Source organism: Geitlerinema sp. PCC 9228 (assembly GCF_001870905.1).
GTDB lineage: Bacteria > Cyanobacteriota > Cyanobacteriia > Cyanobacteriales > PCC-9228 > PCC-9228.
The window spans coordinates 1-18,657 of sequence record NZ_LNDC01000020.1 but is presented as its reverse complement, the minus strand read 5'-3'; the positions used below and the strand labels follow the sequence as shown (position 1 = coordinate 18,657).

General features: G+C 50.2%; 16 protein-coding genes. 10 read left to right on the top strand and 6 right to left on the bottom strand.

Annotated elements, in window-relative coordinates:
* Position 1: 1 nt before the first annotated feature.
* A complete protein-coding gene (locus tag AS151_RS01460; RefSeq protein WP_071515298.1) occupies positions 2-1,231 on the bottom strand; it encodes an ABC transporter substrate-binding protein in 1,230 nt (409 codons plus the stop codon).
* Between the two features lie 299 nt (positions 1,232-1,530).
* On the opposite strand from AS151_RS01460, the gene AS151_RS01450 reads away from it, so the two are divergent.
* The 5 genes from AS151_RS01450 to AS151_RS01430 all read left to right on the top strand — a co-directional run bounded on the left by AS151_RS01450 (position 1,531) and on the right by AS151_RS01430 (position 5,926).
* Positions 1,531-2,574, top strand: coding sequence for a peptidoglycan-binding protein (locus tag AS151_RS01450; protein WP_071515296.1), 1,044 nt, complete (start codon positions 1,531-1,533; stop codon positions 2,572-2,574).
* Positions 2,575-2,705: 131 nt separating this feature from the next.
* Complete coding sequence (locus AS151_RS01445; protein ID WP_071515295.1) at positions 2,706-3,092, top strand: 6-carboxytetrahydropterin synthase; 387 nt, start codon at positions 2,706-2,708, stop codon at positions 3,090-3,092.
* Between the two features lie 34 nt (positions 3,093-3,126).
* Positions 3,127-3,642, top strand: coding sequence for a hypothetical protein (locus AS151_RS01440; RefSeq protein ID WP_071515294.1), 516 nt, complete (start codon positions 3,127-3,129; stop codon positions 3,640-3,642).
* A 195-nt stretch (positions 3,643-3,837) separates the two neighbouring features.
* Entirely contained in the window at positions 3,838-4,377 is a 540-nt protein-coding gene (locus AS151_RS01435) for a hypothetical protein (protein WP_139240432.1), read from the top strand.
* A 508-nt stretch (positions 4,378-4,885) separates the two neighbouring features.
* Positions 4,886-5,926: a class I fructose-bisphosphate aldolase gene (locus tag AS151_RS01430; protein ID WP_071515292.1), complete on the top strand. Its 1,041-nt coding sequence runs from the start codon at positions 4,886-4,888 to the stop codon at positions 5,924-5,926.
* A gap of 258 nt (positions 5,927-6,184) precedes the next feature.
* Here the strand turns inward: AS151_RS01430 and AS151_RS01425 are convergent, their stop codons facing one another.
* From AS151_RS01425 to surE, 5 genes are all read right to left on the bottom strand, one after another.
* On the bottom strand, positions 6,185-6,784 hold the full coding sequence (locus AS151_RS01425) for a hypothetical protein (RefSeq protein ID WP_139240431.1): 600 nt from the start codon (positions 6,782-6,784) through the stop codon (positions 6,185-6,187).
* Between the two features lie 117 nt (positions 6,785-6,901).
* Complete coding sequence (cobA, locus tag AS151_RS01420) at positions 6,902-7,693, bottom strand: uroporphyrinogen-III C-methyltransferase (RefSeq protein WP_071515290.1); 792 nt, start codon at positions 7,691-7,693, stop codon at positions 6,902-6,904.
* Positions 7,694-7,760: 67 nt separating this feature from the next.
* A complete protein-coding gene (locus AS151_RS01415; RefSeq protein WP_084639329.1) occupies positions 7,761-8,612 on the bottom strand; it encodes a sirohydrochlorin chelatase in 852 nt (283 codons plus the stop codon).
* Between the two features lie 108 nt (positions 8,613-8,720).
* The gene (locus AS151_RS01410) at positions 8,721-9,119 is read right to left on the bottom strand and encodes a hypothetical protein (RefSeq protein ID WP_071515289.1); all 399 of its coding nucleotides are present in this window, start codon (positions 9,117-9,119) and stop codon (positions 8,721-8,723) included.
* Positions 9,120-9,338: 219 nt separating this feature from the next.
* The gene (gene surE / locus AS151_RS01405) at positions 9,339-10,136 is read right to left on the bottom strand and encodes a 5'/3'-nucleotidase SurE (protein ID WP_071515316.1); all 798 of its coding nucleotides are present in this window, start codon (positions 10,134-10,136) and stop codon (positions 9,339-9,341) included.
* 224 nt (positions 10,137-10,360) lie between these two features.
* On the opposite strand from surE, the gene AS151_RS01400 reads away from it, so the two are divergent.
* From AS151_RS01400 to AS151_RS01380, 5 genes are all read left to right on the top strand, one after another.
* Positions 10,361-12,274 carry a hypothetical protein gene (locus AS151_RS01400; protein ID WP_071515288.1) on the top strand — a complete coding sequence of 638 codons (1,914 nt, stop codon included), beginning with the start codon at positions 10,361-10,363 and terminating at the stop codon, positions 12,272-12,274.
* 22 nt (positions 12,275-12,296) lie between these two features.
* Positions 12,297-12,905 carry a dephospho-CoA kinase gene (gene coaE, locus AS151_RS01395; RefSeq protein ID WP_071515287.1) on the top strand — a complete coding sequence of 203 codons (609 nt, stop codon included), beginning with the start codon at positions 12,297-12,299 and terminating at the stop codon, positions 12,903-12,905.
* A gap of 259 nt (positions 12,906-13,164) precedes the next feature.
* The gene (gene phnD, locus AS151_RS01390; RefSeq protein ID WP_071515286.1) at positions 13,165-14,076 is read left to right on the top strand and encodes a phosphate/phosphite/phosphonate ABC transporter substrate-binding protein; all 912 of its coding nucleotides are present in this window, start codon (positions 13,165-13,167) and stop codon (positions 14,074-14,076) included.
* Positions 14,077-14,201: 125 nt separating this feature from the next.
* Entirely contained in the window at positions 14,202-16,577 is a 2,376-nt protein-coding gene (locus tag AS151_RS01385; RefSeq protein ID WP_071515285.1) for an ATP-binding protein, read from the top strand.
* Positions 16,570-18,465, top strand: a complete 1,896-nt coding sequence (locus AS151_RS01380) for an EAL domain-containing protein (RefSeq protein ID WP_071515284.1) — start codon at positions 16,570-16,572, stop codon at positions 18,463-18,465. The genes AS151_RS01385 and AS151_RS01380 overlap by 8 nt, the downstream gene beginning before the upstream one ends.
* Positions 18,466-18,657 lie beyond the last annotated feature (192 nt).

Below are 18,657 nucleotides of genomic sequence, written 5' to 3'. Positions count from 1 at the left end.
TCTATGGCGATTGCAACTCAATTTTCTGATAGTACACCAGCTCGTGCTCCGGTAGAAGTTCTGGATGTAAGATTTTGATCAAATCCGCCAGGACCACATCGGGATTGGAAATGCCACTTTCCCAATAATCATTGCCGCCGTATTCGTTCAAACGGGCATTGTTGACATAAACGCGTCCGTTTTGAAACGCTTGAAACTGCGCGTAGCGTTCGTCATCTGCCAGAACATCTTCGGTAGAAAACCAACTTTGAGCCCCATTGAGCCAAATATTAGCATCTACAGCCCGTTCGTAAACCGTTTCTAGCTCTAGTGGAATGCTGCTGGTGGCATCCGTATCGGACCAGGGATAGCTGGCACCGGCATCTTGCAAATACTGAGCCATGTAGCTGTTGCCCCCAGGAACGTGCCAAGTCCCTTTCCAACTGTGACCCACCAGTACTTGCGGTTTTTGGTCGCTTTCCTTGGCAACGGCGGCTAGCTGTTTGTACTCGCGGGCAATGCTAGAAAAGGTCCGATTGGCAATTTTTTCTCGGTTGAAAAATAAGGCAGTGAATTTTAACCACTCCGCTCTGGCAAGGGGGGAATTGCTGAGGTATTCGGCATTGAGAACGACAGGGAGACCGGCTTTCATAAGTTGGTTGTGGCTATCCATTTGTGGGTCACCCAAGCTAAAAGTCATGACCAAATCTGGATCGAGGGTGAGCAACTGTTCCACATCCACTTGAGCGTTGCGACCTACTTCTTTGATAGTGCCCGCATCAATTTTTTGGCGCACTTCTGGGGTGTTAACATGCCGGAAATTGCTGACCGCCAGCAAGCGATCGAGAACGCCGAGCTTTTTTAAGTGGGGCAAATGGGTGGTGGAAAGGGCAACGACAGTTTCGGCAGGTACGGAAATGACTTGTGCTTGTTCGTATCCTGCAGGAATGGGAGTACCGCATTGTACCAAAACATATTGAAAGCTGCGATCGGCATCAGCCCAAGGTTGTTTTACCGTGACCACTTTGTAATGTTGGTGGTATTCAACTTGAAAACCATCGGCATATTGTAACTCGATCTTTTCGGGAAAGTAATCTCGGTTGGGGTCGTAGGCGACTGGATTGGCACAATTGGCAGCGGTTGCTTGTTGGGAAGGGGCTTCGTTCGTACAAGCCGATACCAATCCCAAAACCGCCACAATGGTTAGGATGCTTGCTGGTTTGGGCAAAACGCGATCGCGGTTCGGACTCATTTTTAAAATCTCAGACCTCCTCTTGTTCAATACCAGTAAAATCAAGGTTAACTCAAATTGGTCTTTCAAGAAAGATAGCTAGTCGGCATGGGTGACAAGCTCCCAAATTTTGATAAAAAGTTACATTCTTCTCAAGGTTTTTCCTACGTCGTTGCGAGAATTGCAGCAGATAAGCAGAAAAATTTCTTATGCATAGGGCCTTGTTTGCCAGTGCTAGCTCTAAGTAGATACGATTCCCAAATCAAGGAAAACGAGCCCACAGGATCGGCCATCCAACTTGTCGATAAAACAGTTTGATTATGGATACACTCGCATTTGCCTTAACCCATTCCTACTGCGCCTACGAGGACAACCATCCCGCAACCGCCCCATACCTGCGGTGCCTCCCACAGCTGTTACCCAGTTCCGGCTGGCTTCATTGTACAGCACTGCTTGTAGCCGTAGCGATCGCGCATATCCCCACCTCCAGCCTTGCCATCGTCCGCAGCGGCGACACGGGAGAACCCGTGCAAAACATCCAATCCACCCTCATCGAAAACGGCTACCAAGCCGGCGAAATAGATGGCATGTTCGGACCGCAAACCCGCGCTGCCGTCAGAGATTTCCAACAAGACAACCAACTGCTAGCCGACGGTCGGGTAGGACCGGAAACCGCAGCTGTCATGGGCCTAGCCAACGCCAATGACGCTAACAGTCCCTACGCCATCAACCAAACCCCACCATCCAACACCAACCAAACCACCAACCTGCAAGTCACCACCAAAAGCCGTCCCCTCAACGTTCGTTCCGGTCCTGGCACCGAATATTCAGTTGTTGGCACCTTATCCCAAGGCAGCGTCATAGAAGGCACCAACAACCGCAGGGGCAACTGGCAGCAACTCGCAAACGGCAATTGGGTATCCCAACGTTGGGTCACCGCCGTCAACCAACAGCCAGACACCACCAACACCCCAGCCACCAGGAATTGGCGCGTCAACACCAACGGCAGTCCCCTCAACGTCCGTAACCGTCCCAGCCTCAACGCCCCGGTTATCAATACCCTAGCCAACGGTACCGTGGTTTCCGGGCAAGAACAAAACGGCTGGATTGCCCTGTCGAACGGTGGATGGATTGCCGCTCGTTGGACCACTGCCAGCAACACCTACCCCACCACCCCTGACAACACCATCCAAGTCAATACCAATGGCACTCGCCTGAACGTACGTTCAGGTCCTGGTATAAACTATCCGATTGTCGGCAGCTTGTCCCCAAATGCCACCGCTCGTTCCAATGGAGTGCGTACTGGCAATTGGACACAGCTCGACAGTGGAAATTGGGTGGCTAGCCAATGGATTCGCCAGTAGGGGAACTTCGCGAAGCTCCCCTATTCCCGCAAATTAAGCAGCCAGCCTAGTGGTCCGTTTTCCCTTCGATACAATACAATCGAAAGGGATTTTTTTTGGCTTCCCTCCCGATCGAATGGAAAGGATATCCTATGCCCAAATGGAAACTCGTAACCGAATTTACATTTGACAGCGCTCATTACATTAAAGATTACGACGGTCCCTGCGGTCGCTTGCACGGTCATACCTACAAGGTGCAAATTGAGGCGACCTCTACTTCCCTGCATGCTTCTGAATATACACCTCATGAAGTAATGGTGGCTGATTTTAAAAGCTTGCGCTGGGCAAAAAAAGATGTCACCAAGGGAGGATTGGACCACGGGGTGTTAAATGATATCTTGCCCCCGGAGTACGAGACCACGGCGGAAATGATTGCCAAGTATATTTACGATGAAACCAAGCAAAAAGTACCGGAAGGGGTGGCCTTAAAAGTACGGGTGTCGGAGACCCCGAACTCCTGGGTGGAGTACGAAGACTGATATCACTGATGTCTTGTGCGAAATTGAGTGAATTATGAGTGCATCCGTCCTTGTGAATTTGCGAGAAGCCTTTTTGCAGGCACCGGGATTTCCCGAGAGCAGTGTCAAAAATACCTCGGGCAATTGGTGCAAGTATATAGAAAGTCTGGACAAAACCCAAACCGATGGCTATTCCATTGAAGGACCGTTTGTCAATCAAATCGACCAGCTGTGCTACCAGAGCAGTGGCTTGTACCTGTTTTGCGAGAAAAAAGGGGGCAAGAAAAACCAGCAACAGCGTTTGTATACGTTATTTCGCCTGGAAGCCAATGGTGAGGTGGTGGTATTAACGGAACTTAGAAGCGCGAGCAAGGATTGGGCGGTGCAGCTTTGGCCTTATATTGAGGTGTATTTTGACCAAGCGCAAGGCAAAACCGAACAACTTCGCCAGGAATTGCTCTCGGAAATTGAGTCGTTGGAGTTCCGGTTGCAGCAGTGCCGGATGAAGCTGGCTGCTTTGGATAGCCAGTTTCTAGAAGAATCGCTCCCAAGCAATGGTGATAGCAGTTGAAGGGGGGCAGGGAAATTTTTATTTTTTTTTGATGGTTTCTCAGAGGTTTTTCAGCTACGGCATTTATCTTGTAAGTGGTTGCTGATAACTAGCTATCAAAATTTCGCTACTTGCCGGGTGGTTTTGAGAAAATTGGATGGTCATGGAAATCCGGTAGTTGGTTTGTAATTGACAATTGTTTTTTGTGGGGGGTTCATGAAATTTGCGATCGCTCCTTCTCCCGCGTCTGCGTTGGCGCGTACCGTACCCATCTTGGTAGCGGCAGCGGTGGCTTTGGTTGGCTGTCGCTCTTCCTTTTCCCAGGAGGATCCCAACGTGAAAGCTGCCATGGAAGCCGTGCAGAACTTGGAAACCTATGTGGACTCCGACGACAGCTTGGAAAATTATCCAGATATGGTTGCCGATGCCCGTTCGGCTTTGCATCAAATCCCAGAAGCCGCAGCACCTGAGGTGAAAGCTTTGCTACAAGATTCGTTATACGCCTATAAAATGGCGCTGGCTTATCAAGGCTGCGATTTTGAGACCGAAGATTTGTGGAGATGGCGCTGTCGGGGAAATTTACTGCGTTTGACCTCAGAACGATTCCCGGTCGTGGAAGAGTATGTGGACAAGCACAAAAACCCCAACAACGGTTCTTCCCAAAGTTTTCGTCTGGATAAAACCCAATTCATCGAGTTTCTCTGGCAGGTAGCCGCCGACAAGCGAGCCGAAGCCCAAGAAATTTGGGAGTCCTAGCTTTTTATCGGAGACCCCTACCCAGACAGTGCGGTTTTCCCTATCCATGATTGAGGAAGATGGGGCCAATCAGGCTCTTGATCGTAGCGCCACCATAGAGATAGTATTAGGGTGAACCAGTTCCTTACGGGGATATCGGTGCTTGGAAAAACCGCCGTGCTAGGCGATTGGCTAGTTGGAGGGGGTTTTCCAGCCAGACAAAAATTGCCGCTATGGTTTCTTAAGGTTTTCTTTGGGAACGTCCCGGTTAGCTGGTAATATCGTAAAGAGGTTCGGTCCAACTTTCTCCGACTGCCCGCTAGGTGGTCAGCGGACCACTGGGCAACAGCGGAGAGAAATTGCTAGCCCAAGTTAGCAAGTCTGGGACAGTTCATCAAGATTACCAGTTAGTTGTCCACCCTGGAAAGCAACAACTTTATCTATTGCAGCTTTATTGAAATTTATTGCAATAGGTTTTCTAGAGCAGCGTCCAGGAAGTAAGGAACGAAAGTAAAGAGGGATCGCCATGATGAGTAAGTACGCAGAGGAACTAAGAAATACGGCCAAAGCAATGGTTGCTGAAGGGAAAGGCATCCTAGCGATGGATGAAAGCAACCGTACCTGTAACAAGCGCTTTGATAAGGTAGGAGTTCCCACTACCGAAGAAATGCGTCGCTCCTATCGGGAGTTAATTCTAACAACACCCAATTTAAGCAATTATATTAGCGGTGCCATCCTCTACGACGAAACCATCCGTCAGGCTACCAAAGATGGGGTTCCATTCACCCAAGTGATGAAAGACAACGGAATCATCATCGGTATCAAGGTGGATACCGGTGCCAAAGACCTCGCCGGTCATCCTGGCGAAAAAGTAACGGAAGGTCTCGACGGTCTGCGCGATCGCATTGCCGAGTACTATGAAATGGGTGCTCGCTTTGCCAAGTGGCGTGCTGTGATTACCATTGGCGAAAACATTCCCAGCAACGCCTGCATCGAAGCCAACGCCCATGCCTTGGCTCGCTACGCTGCCCTGTGCCAAGAAGGCGGCTTGGTACCCATCGTAGAACCCGAAGTTCTCATCGATGGCGACCACACCATCGAGCGTTCTTACGAAGTCACCAACCAAACCCTACATACGGTATTCGACCAGCTATACCGTCAGGACATTGCTTTCGACCAAATGATCCTGAAGCCCAGCATGTCCATTGCTGGCAAGCAGTGCCCGCAACAATCCAGCGTTGAGGAAGTAGCCGACGCCACCGTCGAGTGCCTGCGCAACAACGTACCTGCCAGCGTACCTGGTGTTGCGTTCCTCTCTGGCGGTCAAACCAACGAACAAGCTGCCCAGCACTTGAACATCATGAACGCCAAGTACGCTCAAGAGTGCCCTTGGCGCATCACCTTCTCCTACGCCCGTGCTATCCAACAATCCGCTCTGGAACATTGGCGCGGCGACAATTCCAAAGTAGAAGAAGCTCAAAAACTGCTGCTGCACCGTGCCAAAATGAACAGTGCTGCCAGCCAAGGTAAGTACAGCTTGGACATGGAAAAAGAAGCGGTGGCTGTATAGGAACCAGCACCTCCATCGCTAGTGAAAAATTTGTCCGCTGTTTGTAAATCTCCCCTGCAGAATTCCCTGTAGGGGGGGTTTTCATATAAAACGATAGGGGGAATCCGTAGCGTCAAATGTCGGGTTTTGACAGTCCTCGTCCCATTTCTAAAAAACAATGATTTTAAGAAATCTTTCAATTTTTCTGGCAGGGGCACTTTGCGAGGCACCCCTACAAAAATTCCCAACGAACCATTGCAAATTTTTTAGAAAATAGGATTAGTTGTTGAGGTTCATGCACTCTCGCAACCAAGCATCGAGTAGCGGTCGTTGTCGCCGCCCGGCTAGTTGTTGGGTGTAGAGAGTTTGGGGTCGAATATCCACAGCACCGTCGTTGTGGGTAACGGAAAAGGCACGACTGGCCCCAATAGAACGGTCGTCGCCCCCCAAGACAGCGACAACTTTGATATCCAGACCCGTAATATGCTGGGCATCGTGGGGTTTGACGGATTTACCAGCGAGATTGGCTGCTTCTGCCGTTCCCGGAGCAATGTTTTGTAGCAAATCGCCGTAGGTTCCCAGCAACAGGAAACTGCCAGGAGAAAGCGGTCCTTGTTTGAGCAGGGATTGTACTTCGCGCAACGAGTATTGGTCGGCAGAAACCGGATAGTAGTCGGAAACGCGCCGAGTATAGCTACCGTCGGTGGTATGCACGACTACCAAAACACCGATAATGTGGATGGTTTCTTGGGACATGTTGATGAGCAAGCAAGCCGAGTCAAACCCTTGCCCTGGGGCGTGGTGGATAATAATCCGGGGGCGACGTCGGCGGGTATAGTCTCGGTAAAACAATTGGGCATATAGGACCCAAACCAGCAATATGCCAAGGTTTGCAAAGACCGAAAGGATGCTGCCATATTCTTTGAACCAAGCGATCGCAGAATTCATTCAGAATGAGAACAGAAAAATCTAATTGATTGAGGCTCCGCAATGATTCTAGCGAAAGGTTTGGGCAATTGGGGATAAAATTTCGTGCAAATTAGCCACTGCCCCCACCACCACAATCGCCGGTGCCTCAAATCCCGTCTCCGACATTTGGCCGACCACGGCATCGAGGGTACTAAACAGCTCTTCATTCGCCGGTGTGGTTCCCCAGCGAATGGCAGCGACGGGGGTCGTACCGCTTAACCCGCCCGCTTTTAATTCCGATACAATGTGGGGTAAGTTGCGCACGCCCATGTAAATAACAATCGTTTCCGATGCTGCCGCCAGTGCCCGCCAGTTGACTCGGGGTTTGTATTTGCCAGCGGCTTCGTGACCGGTGACAAAGGTAACGGAAGAACTATAGGCGCGATGGGTGACTGGAATACCAGCATAGGCAGGGGCAGCCACCCCAGCGGTGACACCGGGTACTACTTCGACAGGAATGCCCGCTTCCAGCAAATCTTGCATTTCTTCGCCACCGCGGCCGAAGACAAAGGGATCGCCCCCTTTCAGGCGTACCACCACAGCATGTTCTCTGGCTTTGGCAATTAAAAGGCGGGTGGTTTCTTCTTGCAGCAAAGAATGCCTGCCGCGACGCTTGCCAGCATGGATCGTTTCGGCTTGGGGGTTGATGGCCGCCAAAATTTCCGAACTCACCAAGGCGTCGTGGACCACCACATCGGCCATTTCTAGCAAAGCTTTGCCTTTGAGGGTAAACAAACCCGGATCGCCGGGACCCGCCCCGACTAAATAGACTTTCCCTACTGGCATATCTGGATCGATTTTGTATTGCTTCTCGCTCATGGTCGCGCTCGATAATGTATAGCCAATCCTTTGCTGCAACGAACAAGGATGGCGTTGGTTCCATCGATTAATACTCAGAATTGTTTATTGTACCAGCTGCCAGCACTTCGTCCAACAAACGCACGAACTCGTCTCGTACGCCCAACGGCGGGGTCAGAAAACACGCTACTTGGCGGCTGGCTTGCAGTTGCTGGATTTGTTCGCCAATGGCATCGGTCAAACCGCCGGGAAACAGAAAATAGGGCAAAACACCAATACGCCGGTACCCAGATGCGATCGCGGTATCGATGCGTTCCGCAATATAGGGGGAAACGGACCAATAGGCACAAAAAACTTCTTGCTGGGTCATTTCCGCCAACCGGGTTGCCGTACGTTCCACCGGCTGGTTGCCATGGCAGCGTCGGGTTCCGTGGGAAACCAACATCCAAGCATCCGCCTTTTGTTCGGACATGGCTTGGGCAAGGGGAACCGTCAGCGGCGAATAGGCACCAATATAGGTCAGCAGTTGCAAGCTCACCGTTGCCGGTAGCATCTGTCTGGCTTGTTCCACTTCCTCAGGGATGTCTTCGCGCACGTGGACCCCTTCCAGCAGGAACAAAGGTAAAATGCGAATTGTATGCTGGGCATTTTCTTCTTGCTGCAACAATTTTTTCCCCAGCCGATAAATTTCCCCATGCAAAGGCTGCGGACCACACTCCAACGGCGCGCAAGCCACTTGGGGCGCTGCGGCCGAGTGGGCCGTTAAGCAACGCATGCCATCAGCACCAGCCGTATCGACCGTTAAAGTCGCAGCCTGGCGGTGGGCAGCAGAATAGGGCGAGGATATCCGCGCCGCTAACCGATGTACCAAATGGGTGACGGCCTGTTGCGGTCTGGGGTCGCGACTACCGTGGAAAACGAGCAAATAGGCTACAGACAAGGGACAATCCGGGGAGACAGCAGAAAGTTATCGTATAGGGTAACAAAAGTATAACGACTTCTCAAAAAATTCACAAAATGCAACAATCTCCCCCACCTATCCAGCTGGCTAGGGGGCAGATGTGGTCAAATCCACCCATTCCGTCACTTGTCGGAACAGACCGCGCCATCCCGGGCGTTGGGTGTGGGGGTCGCCGGTCCCCAACCAAGTTAACCCCAAAAAGACGGCGCTGGCTACCAAAAAAGCGATCGCGGAGCGTTTGGCCAGCACAAAATCCCGCACAATTCGAGCCACGGGATGGCTTTGGCGGCGTAGCATTTGACCCACAGCTATTTGCTGCAGGGTAAACGGGTCGCGAACGTAATGTCCGCTCCAACTAACCACCAAACGAGAGCGGCAATGGGGACAGGTAAACAATCCCATCACCAAACCACTGGCAGGAACTCGGGTGGTATGGTGGCAGACCGGACAGATAATCGAGTGACTATCGAAAATGTGAGCGTTCATGGATTTTTCGCTATGCTGGAAAGGCTAACTGGAAAACCAATCAGAAGCTGGCAAGCAAAACAGTCCAACCGAAAACGCCAACGGCAAGCCTACAAGCATCGCCAACGGCGATCGAGACGAGCGACAAGATGCTTCTAATTCCAGTCTATCCCGCTTGGTTTGGTTCGTCTTGCCAACTTGCTAGCAACTTGCTGGGGACTACGATCCAATTGGCAACAATTAAAACACCTGAAATTGTCGCGATCGCAACTGTTCCAGGCGATTTTTACAAGTCAAGTTATAGTGCAAAGGGGTAATCGTAATATAATTTTTCTGAATCGCTTCCACATCAGCCGGCAAATCTTCTGGCAAATCCTTCGCGATCGCATCAGCCCCTTCTTCCACCACTTCCCCAGCAATCCAGTAATAGGTTTTCCCCCGAGGATCCACCCGTTTTTCAAACACATCCACGTAGCGGCGTACCCCCTGACGCGCCCACACCACGCCAGCAAACTCTGCCGCTGGCACCGGTGGCACATTCACATTTAACAACGTCCCCACCGGCAGGGCCTGCGACTGCAAATCCGCCACCAATTTACACGCAAATTGCGCCGCTGGTTGAAAATCTTGACTGGTATAGCTCGCCAAACTCATGGCAATACTGGAAATCCCTTCAATACTTCCTTCCATCGCCGCCGACACCGTACCCGAATACAAAATATCCGTTCCCAAATTTTGCCCTTGGTTAATCCCCGACAGCACCAACTGCGGCGGTTGCGACACCAAAGCATCCAAAGCCAACTTAATGCAGTCGGCAGGTGTTCCCGAACAAGACCACGCCTGAATGCCTTCCCGAAATCCAGAGGTCACCGCTTGCGCACGAATGGGTTGGTGCAGCGTCAAACTGTGCCCCGTTGCCGAACGCTCCCGGTCGGGGCAAACTACGGTGATATCGTGACCTGCCTCTGCCAAAGCTTCTGCCAGGGCGTGGACGCCCACCGCATGAATGCCGTCGTCGTTACCAATTAATATCCTCATGAAATTGAACTCCAAACCCTCCAGCGATGCCGCCAACCAACTATTGTCACACAAACGACTGGCGAAAAGAATTGAAAAAATTCTGTATGCACTGAAGCAATCCATCCTTTATCCTGAATGAAGAGCGAAACAACCAACCGGTGCATCTAGTCTATCCATTGCTGGGAATCGATGCGATCGATTTGATTGGGAACCACAAGCTTGCTAACTGACGGGAATCAGCCATGAACGCAACCACCCACCCGACGCAACTGCGAGAAATCGGACAGCGCTTGCAACAGGATTTTCAAGCCGCCTTTCCCGAACCAACCCCCTTGCAAGTAGCCTGCGACATTCAAAAACAAACCTTTGTCGTTTTGGTGCAGCATCCCCCTGCGGAAAATGTACAGGTTCCTCAGGTATTCGGCAAGTTGGAGCAAAGCCTCAAGCAGCTGTACGCCGATATTTTTCCCCAAGGGCAGTTGCCCACCCGCGTGTACTTAGCTTTGCGCGTCCGTGGCCAAAAAAAGCCTTACGTAGCCCATCAGTTCGATCTGGACACTTCCCAGGCAGCCAGCACCTCTGCGGTAGAGCCACCAGAATCTGCAGAACATACCGCTCCTGCAGAGCCACCAGCAGCCAACCACCAACAGCATTTTTCTTCCTCCCCCAACAGCGCCCCGGAGTGGCACCAAGATGATTTGGAAAACATTGACAATCCCTTCGATATGGCACCGACGAAGCATTCCCGTTCCCGGGTTGCCTTGGGGTCTTCGAGTGCCAAAACGAGTACCAGCCAGAAACGCCGTTCCCCCGGGCGCTCGCAGCGCCGCACTTCTCGCAAATCCCCAACCGAGCTGTCACCGGGAACCCTGGTTAAAGCGATCGCCCTAGCAGGGGGCAGTTTGACCCTGATGGCTGGTCTCGCCTACGGTTTGAGTCGCCCTTGCGTTATTGGCAAATGTGTGGTATTGCAGGAAGCCCGTCAGTTCCAGGAGCAACTCCCCACTGGCCTCGCCAACGCCACTTCCGCCCAGGAAATTGTGGGCTGGCAGCAAAAACTGCAACAGCACCGGCAAAAGGTAGAGGCCATTCCCCCCTGGTCGCTGCAGCATAACCAAGCCCAAAATTGGTTGGCAGCCAACCAACAACTCACCCAGCCATTTGCCCAGTTGCGCGATGCCTTTCGCCAAGCCACCACCGCGGCCCAACTTTCGCAAAATCCCCCCCATGCGGTAGAACGCTGGCAGGAAGTGGCAAAAAATTGGGAAAATGCGATCGCGACCCTAGAAAACATCCCCCCAGAGGCCGCCGTAGCCAATTTTGCCTCGGAAAAACTCTCGGAATACCGCCGCCACCTGCGAGCCATTCGTGCCGAAATTCGCGCCGAACAAAAAGCCCAAGAAAAACTGGATGACGCCAGAGCCGCTGTTGCCACAGCCCAAACCCGTCAGGGCGTAGCCGGTTCCTGGGAGAGTTGGCAGCGGGTCTACAGCAACTGGCAGCGCGCGATCGAACGTCTGCAGGAAGTGCCCCAAGGTACCCACGCCTATCAAGAAGCCCAAAGTTTATTGGCGTCCTACCAGTCAGAACTCGGCCATGCAGAAAACCGCAAAAATGAGGAAGCCATGGCCGCAAAATTACACAGCCAAGCTGTCAATGCTGCTCAAAAAGCCAAAGAGTTAGAACGACAGGGGAATTGGTCGGAAGCCGTTGCTTCTTGGCGTCAAGCAATTCAAAGCACCCAACAGCTACAGCAACATGCTGGCTACGGCAGCAAAGCCCAAACCCTCGCCGCAACTTATCAGACAGAGCTGCAAGATGCCCAGAAACAGTTGCAAACCGCACAAGTGCTGCAACAGGCTCGCACGTCGCTGATGTCTATTTGCATGGGCACGCCGCAAATCTGCGAATATACGGCTACAGCCGATATGATTTCCGTGCGTTTGGCTAGCGAGTACGTGCAGCGGGTACGTACTACGGTAATGGAAGCCAATGCCAGCAAGCAACAGCAAATTCTATCTCAGGTAGACAACCATGTACGGGGTTTGCAAGCCGCTTTGGAAGGGGTCAGCGATGCGGTGGGAATTCCCATTGCGGTTTACGACCCCTTTGGGGGATTAATCGACACCTACCATCCCAACCAGCAACAACAATAGCCATTGCGAGGGGAGGGATTTGATGTCAGAGCCTAACTTGCCGACCCAACAAAGGCGAATTGGTTTGACCGGGGGCATCGCTACGGGGAAAACCACGGTTTCCGATTATTTGGCGAAAAAATACCAATTTCCGGTTTTGGATGCTGATGTTTATGCCCGCCTGGCTGTGGAAAAAGGGTCGCCGGTGTGGCAGGCTTTGGTGGAGCGATATGGCAACCAAATTTTGTGGGAAAATGGCACGTTGCACCGGAAAAAGCTGGGCGAAATTATTTTTGCTGACGAACGGGAACGTCGGTGGGTGGAAGCACAAATTCATCCCTACGTGCGATCGCGTTTTGTACAAGAATTATCCCATCAGGTAAATTCCGTAGTTTTGGTGGTTCCTTTGCTATTTGAAGCCAATTTTACAGATTTAGCTACCGAAATTTGGGTAATCTCATGTACGCACGACCAGCAAATTCAACGTTTGATGCAGCGGGATGGGTTAAGTCAGGAAGCAGCTACCTCTAGGGTGTCTGCCCAAATGCCTTTGTCAGAAAAAAAAGCACGTGCTGATGTGGTTTTGGAAAATTCCGATACCGAAGAAACCCTATGGCAACAGGTCGATCGGGCAGTGGAGCGGTGTTTGTAAGCCACTACAGCAAGTAATTGAAGGTTAATTTTGCCAAATCTTTGATTTTTCAGAATTTTTCATAAATTTCAACAATTTCGCTACATTTTACCCCTAATTAAACATAAAATTTTTGTGAAAATATCTCAGCTACAAGAACACTGTTTGCGGGCATAACCTACTGATAACCTGTTTGTGCTACATAGAAGAAGCATAGAACATCTATACAAATCTGGATGTATTTGTCTTAACAACCGTATTGGCGAAACAAGTTTTCATAATGAAACGACGTCATTTTCTTTGGTATAGTTTTCTGTTTCTGAGCGGCTGCGGTACCGCCGTTACCAACAATACCAACAACGCCAGCAACTCTTCAGCTTCTTCTAATGCGCAAAAACCCTTGCGATTTACTGTCACCGACGTACAAGGATTGGAAAACCTCAAGCAGCAATACGAACCATTTCGGCAAGCTTGGTCCCAAGTCCTGCAGCAACCTGTAGAATTTGTACCGGTAAACGGGTACACGGAAGCGGCGGCGGCTTTGCGTTTGGATCGAGTAGACATAGCTCTTTCCGGACCTTCCGAGTACGTTCTGATTCGCACGCGCACCGAAGCCACACCCATTGTTGCCATTACCCGACCCAACTATCATTCGGCGGTGGTGGTACCGGCGGAAAGTCCCATCCAATCCTTAGACGAGCTCAAAAATAAAGAAATTGCCATGCGAGAAATCGGATCCACCAGCGGCCATATTGGTCCTACGGGAATCCTGTTGGAAGCCGGACTTGACCCAAAAACCGATTATCAAGCTAAAATGTTGGGCGATCGCGGTAGTTTGGCTGCTTTGGCCAATCGAGAGGTGGATGCTTGGGCGGGTCCTTGGCTGGATTACCAACAGTTTTTGCAGCGAGAAAATATATCCGCCGACGATTATCGTATGGTCAAAAAAGGTCCGCCGTTGCCCAACGATGTATTTATGGCCAGCAGCTTTATGGATAAAAATACCATTGCCGATATTCGCGATCGCACCTTAGCCAACCAACAAAAACTCATTGACATCCTCGCTACCCGAGAAAAGAAATACGAACAATCCCAACTGGTGGCTGCCCAAGATACCGATTACGATCCCATTCGTAACGTCTATCGAGCCATCGGCCAGGGAGATTTCTTAAATTCTGAAGGTCAATCTTAACTCGTTTCCCCCGAACCCAACCTATCCTCTCTATTCAGGGATTGGCATCTACTTGACCCCTACGTGGAAAAGCATGGCGAACCGACCCAACAGATTTTCCTGGTTACAACCAAAGTAAAGATATCGTGGCTTTATTCAGACTGCAGCAAGCATCCAAACAAATCCAACGGCTGGTTTTCTTCGTAGAAAACCGCCTCAAAAACCTTTGGATTGCCCAAAAAATTGGTTACGGCTACATGGTAGCGATTTCCATTGCCGTTTTTGGGGTAACAGCCGGCTTGCTCGCTGGAGATTACTATCAAGAAAAAGCCAGGCAGCGTTTGGCAATAGCCAACCAACAAAAAGACTTGATTCGCGATTTAGAAAACGCCGTTTTGGCCATGCGCATGCACCCCCAGCGTTTGATGTCCGTGGTAGAAGATTCGGTGTGGTTTCACTACGAGCGATCGCATTTTTTAGCACAAGTATCCCAGGTAGAAGAAGAAATCCAACAATTTCAAAACTTTGTTCGCCAAAACCATACCCAATTGCAAACTTCCCAAGCGCAACTGCTCTCTTGGCTGCAAAATTACCAACAAGCAACCCAGAACTACCAAAATTTTATTGAATCCCTTTGGCAGCAGAGCAATTTACCCAACGTCCCTTCCTCACAAGTCAAACCAACCCAACAAAAAATATTAACCTCTCTCACCAGCAACCGTGCTGAAACCCTAGAAACACGCTTCGACAAACTTCTAGAACGTTTGGAACGCTTCAAGCAGCAAGCTGCTACCCAACAGCAACAAGCCAACCGCCACCTGGCAACCGCCGAAACCGTACGTTGGATCGTCGTTTTTTCCGGCATTGTCCTAGCCATGGCCATAGCGGCTACACTAGCATTAGTTACCAGTCAAGCGATCGCCCGGCCGGTGGTAGCAGTGACCCGTACTGCCCAAAGAGCCGTGCGCGAATCCAACTTTGACCTGCGTACCCCCGTCACCAGCAACGACGAAATTGGTTCTCTGGCTACTTCCCTAAACCAGTTAATTCAGTGGATTGGCGAATATACCCAAGAACTCAAAGACGCCAAAGAAGTAGCCGACGTTGCCAACGAAGCCAAAAGTCGATTCTTAGCCAATATGAGCCACGAATTGCGTACCCCCCTCAACGGCATTTTGGGGTACGCGCAAATGTTGCAACACCAACGCAATCTTACCGAAACCCAACAACACCATATAGAAATTATTCACACCTGCGGTTCCCATCTTTTAACGTTAATTAACGATATTCTCGATTTATCCAAAGTAGAAGCCGGTAAAATGGAACTACATCCAGAACCGGTGCGTTTGCCTGAATTCCTGCAAGGCGTCGCGGAAATTTGCAGCGTTAAAGCCGAACAAAAAGGTCTGATTTTTGCTTACCAACCGCAAACCGCATTACCCCATCAAGTAAAAATTGACGGCAAGCGACTGCGACAGGTTTTGCTCAATTTGCTTAGCAATGCCATTAAATTCACCGAACAAGGCGAAGTTACCTTACACGCTAGTGCGGCAGGAGTAGCCAACGCAGCTACCAACAAAACCAAACTTCGCTTTCAGGTGATGGATACCGGCATTGGCATGACGCCGGAACAACTGGAGAAAATCTTTGCTCCTTTCGAGCAAGTGGGTTCCAGTGCTAAAAAACAAGAAGGCACAGGATTGGGGTTGGCGATTAGTCAAAATTTCGTAAAAATGATGGGAGGAGAAATTACTGCTACCAGCAAACTGGGAAAGGGAACTACATTTGCTTTTGAAATTGAAGTTCCCCTGGTGGAAGCCGAACCAACCGGCGAATCGCAAAGCCAGCGGCAGGTGGTGGGGATTCGGGGCAATTGTCGGCGGATTTTGGTAGCAGATGATGCCTGGGAAAATCGTTCTTTTTTGGTAAACTTACTTCAGCCGTTAGGGTTTGAAGTATTTGAAGCAACCGACGGGCAAGAAGCTGTAGACCAGGCAAGGGAATATTTACCCCATTTGATTATTACTGATTTGGTTATGCCAGTTTTGGATGGTTTTGCGGCAATTCGCCAGTTCCGCCAGTATCCCCAACTAGCCAATACGGCCATTTTAGCCTCTTCTGCTAGTGCTTTTGCCCGCGATCGCGATCGTAGCCAAGCTTGTGGGGCCGATGATTTCATCGCCAAACCCATTGTCATTGACAGTTTGTTGGACAAAATGGCTTCCCTATTGCCCATTGAGTTTGTATTTGCAGAAACCACACCCAGGCAGGAACCGGCAGCGGCAACCACTCTTGTCGGTGACGAGCCAATGGTAGCGCCTCCTGCCTCAGAACTGGAAAAAATTTACGAACTCGCACGTCGTGGCAATCTAAAGGCAATCGCGAAACAAGCTGCTACCATTCAAGAAGAACACCCGCAAGCGGTTCGGTTTGCCCAACACGTCCAAAAACTTGCTGTGAAATTCCGAGAACGGGAATTGCTTCAGTTCATCTGCCAGTATCAAGAAAATAACCATGGATAGCAGCAACCATCCTGCTCAGGTCGTTTTGATTGTCGATGACTCTCCCACCAACCTAGAACTTTTATGCGATCTGCTTGATGATGTGGGCTATGAAGTTCTGGTGGCCCAGAATGGGGAAAGTGCGATTGAAAAAGTACGCTACACCAAACCCGATTTAATTTTATTGGATGTTCTGATGCCCGGCATCGATGGCTTTGAAACTTGCCGTCGCCTGCAAAATTTGCCGGAAGCGGGGGATATTCCGATTATTTTTATGACTGCGCTTTCCGATACGGCGAATAAGGTCAAAGGGTTGAATATTGGAGCGGTGGATTATATTACCAAACCATTTCAGCAAGAAGAAGTTTTGGCTCGCATTCAGCTTCATTTAAGAATGCGAACCCTCCATATGAGCCTGCAGCAAGAAGTTCAGGAACGCACGGCCACCGAACAGGCTTTGCAACAACTCACCGCCAGTTTGGAACAACGCATCGACGAACGAACTGCCGACCTAAGGAGTGCCTTACAAGAGTTACAGCAAGCCCACTTGGATTTACTAGAGAGAGAACAAAAATTACATTACCAAGCTTTTCACGATTCGTTAACCAGCTTGCCCAACCGGGCTTGGTTTATGGAACGTTTGGAACAGACCATCCAACGATCGATTCAAGATAGCAATTATGTGTATGCCGTTTTGTTTGTTGATATAGACCGCTTCAAAGTTGTCAACGACAGTCTGGGGCATTTGGTGGGAGACGAACTACTCAAACAAATTGCCAGCCGGTTGCAAACTTGCCTGACAGACAACATCCAACTCGCTCGGTTTGGAGGAGACGAATTTATTATTTTGCTTGAAGATGCCCGCGATCTCGATCGAGCCAGGCATCTCGCCGAAACGATCCAAGAAGAACTGCAACTTCCCTTTATCGTTAACGGCTATAAAATTTATACTGGTGCTAGCATCGGCATTACCGGTAGCAGCATGAACTACCAACAGGCAAGTGATGTGCTACGGGATGTGGATGTGGCTATGTATCAAGCCAAAGTAGCCGGTCGGGGTCGCTATCAAATCTTGACCTATCAGATGCAACAGCAGGTTTTATCCCGGTTGCATTTGGAACACGAACTGCGCCAGGCCGTAGAATCGCGGGATTTTTGCCTGCACTACCAGCCCATTGTGGCGTTGGATACGGGGGAATTGCAGGGATTTGAAGCGCTGATTCGATGGTACCACCCACAACTGGGATGGGTATCGCCGGCAGAACTCATCGCGATCGCGGAGGAAACGGGATTAATTGGTAGTTTGGGAGAGTGGGTTTTTTACGAAGCTTGCTGGCAGTTGCGGCAGTGGCAAAAGCAATTTCCCAATTTACCCCCCCTTTCCATGCACATCAACCTGTCTGCCATCCAACTCAAACAGCCAGGAATTGTGAGCCGCCTGTTACAACTTTGCCAAGAAACGGGCCTCGACAGTCAACATATTAAATTAGAAATTACCGAAAGCAGCTTTTTGGAGGCGGTCAACTCTTCAGAACTGTTAATTCACCAGCTCAAAAAAGAAGGATTTCATTTGTGTATTGATGATTTTGGTACGGGATACTCTTCCCTCAGTCGCTTGCACGAGTTTCCTATAGATACTTTGAAAATCGACCGGGCTTTTGTTAATCGTCTCAGCGGTGATAGTGGCATCGAAATCATGCGCACCATTATCACTCTAGCCCACAGTTTAGATATGGAACTGGTAGCTGAAGGCATCGAACGCACTACCCAGCAGGAAGTGCTGCTATCCATGGCGTGCGAATTCGGGCAGGGATATCTCTTTTCTCCACCTGTAAATAGCGATACTGCAACCCAATGGTTTCAAAATGCCAGTCCTTCCATTGTTTTTCCCGTATCGGTGGTTCGTTAGCTGTTTCCAAACCCCTCCATGCCGCAACTGGATATCTTTCTCATACCAAATCCGATGTACATAAACCCACAAAAATGTGGCGGTAACGCCCCCGTGCCTACCCCTACCAAAGCAGGGCTGTTTCATTCTAGCAAAATAGGAAGCAGCTCATACCGCTTCCAGAGCCATTTACGACCTTCTTTAATTGATATG

Excerpts from the sequence above, each read along its gene's own strand:
- coaE (WP_071515287.1), top strand. The coding sequence starts at position 12,297 with ATGTCAGAGCCTAACTTGCCGACCCAACAAAGGCGAATTGGTTTGACC.
- AS151_RS01435 (WP_139240432.1), top strand. The coding sequence starts at position 3,838 with ATGAAATTTGCGATCGCTCCTTCTCCCGCGTCTGCGTTGGCGCGTACC.
- cobA (WP_071515290.1), bottom strand. The coding sequence starts at position 7,693 with ATGAGCGAGAAGCAATACAAAATCGATCCAGATATGCCAGTAGGGAAA.
- AS151_RS01410 (WP_071515289.1), bottom strand. The coding sequence starts at position 9,119 with ATGAACGCTCACATTTTCGATAGTCACTCGATTATCTGTCCGGTCTGC.
- AS151_RS01440 (WP_071515294.1), top strand. The coding sequence starts at position 3,127 with ATGAGTGCATCCGTCCTTGTGAATTTGCGAGAAGCCTTTTTGCAGGCA.
- phnD (WP_071515286.1), top strand. The coding sequence starts at position 13,165 with ATGAAACGACGTCATTTTCTTTGGTATAGTTTTCTGTTTCTGAGCGGC.
- AS151_RS01430 (WP_071515292.1), top strand. The coding sequence starts at position 4,886 with ATGAGTAAGTACGCAGAGGAACTAAGAAATACGGCCAAAGCAATGGTT.
- AS151_RS01445 (WP_071515295.1), top strand. The coding sequence starts at position 2,706 with ATGCCCAAATGGAAACTCGTAACCGAATTTACATTTGACAGCGCTCAT.
- AS151_RS01380 (WP_071515284.1), top strand. The coding sequence starts at position 16,570 with ATGGATAGCAGCAACCATCCTGCTCAGGTCGTTTTGATTGTCGATGAC.
- surE (WP_071515316.1), bottom strand. The coding sequence starts at position 10,136 with ATGAGGATATTAATTGGTAACGACGACGGCATTCATGCGGTGGGCGTC.
- AS151_RS01460 (WP_071515298.1), bottom strand. The coding sequence starts at position 1,231 with ATGAGTCCGAACCGCGATCGCGTTTTGCCCAAACCAGCAAGCATCCTA.
- AS151_RS01400 (WP_071515288.1), top strand. The coding sequence starts at position 10,361 with ATGAACGCAACCACCCACCCGACGCAACTGCGAGAAATCGGACAGCGC.
- AS151_RS01450 (WP_071515296.1), top strand. The coding sequence starts at position 1,531 with ATGGATACACTCGCATTTGCCTTAACCCATTCCTACTGCGCCTACGAG.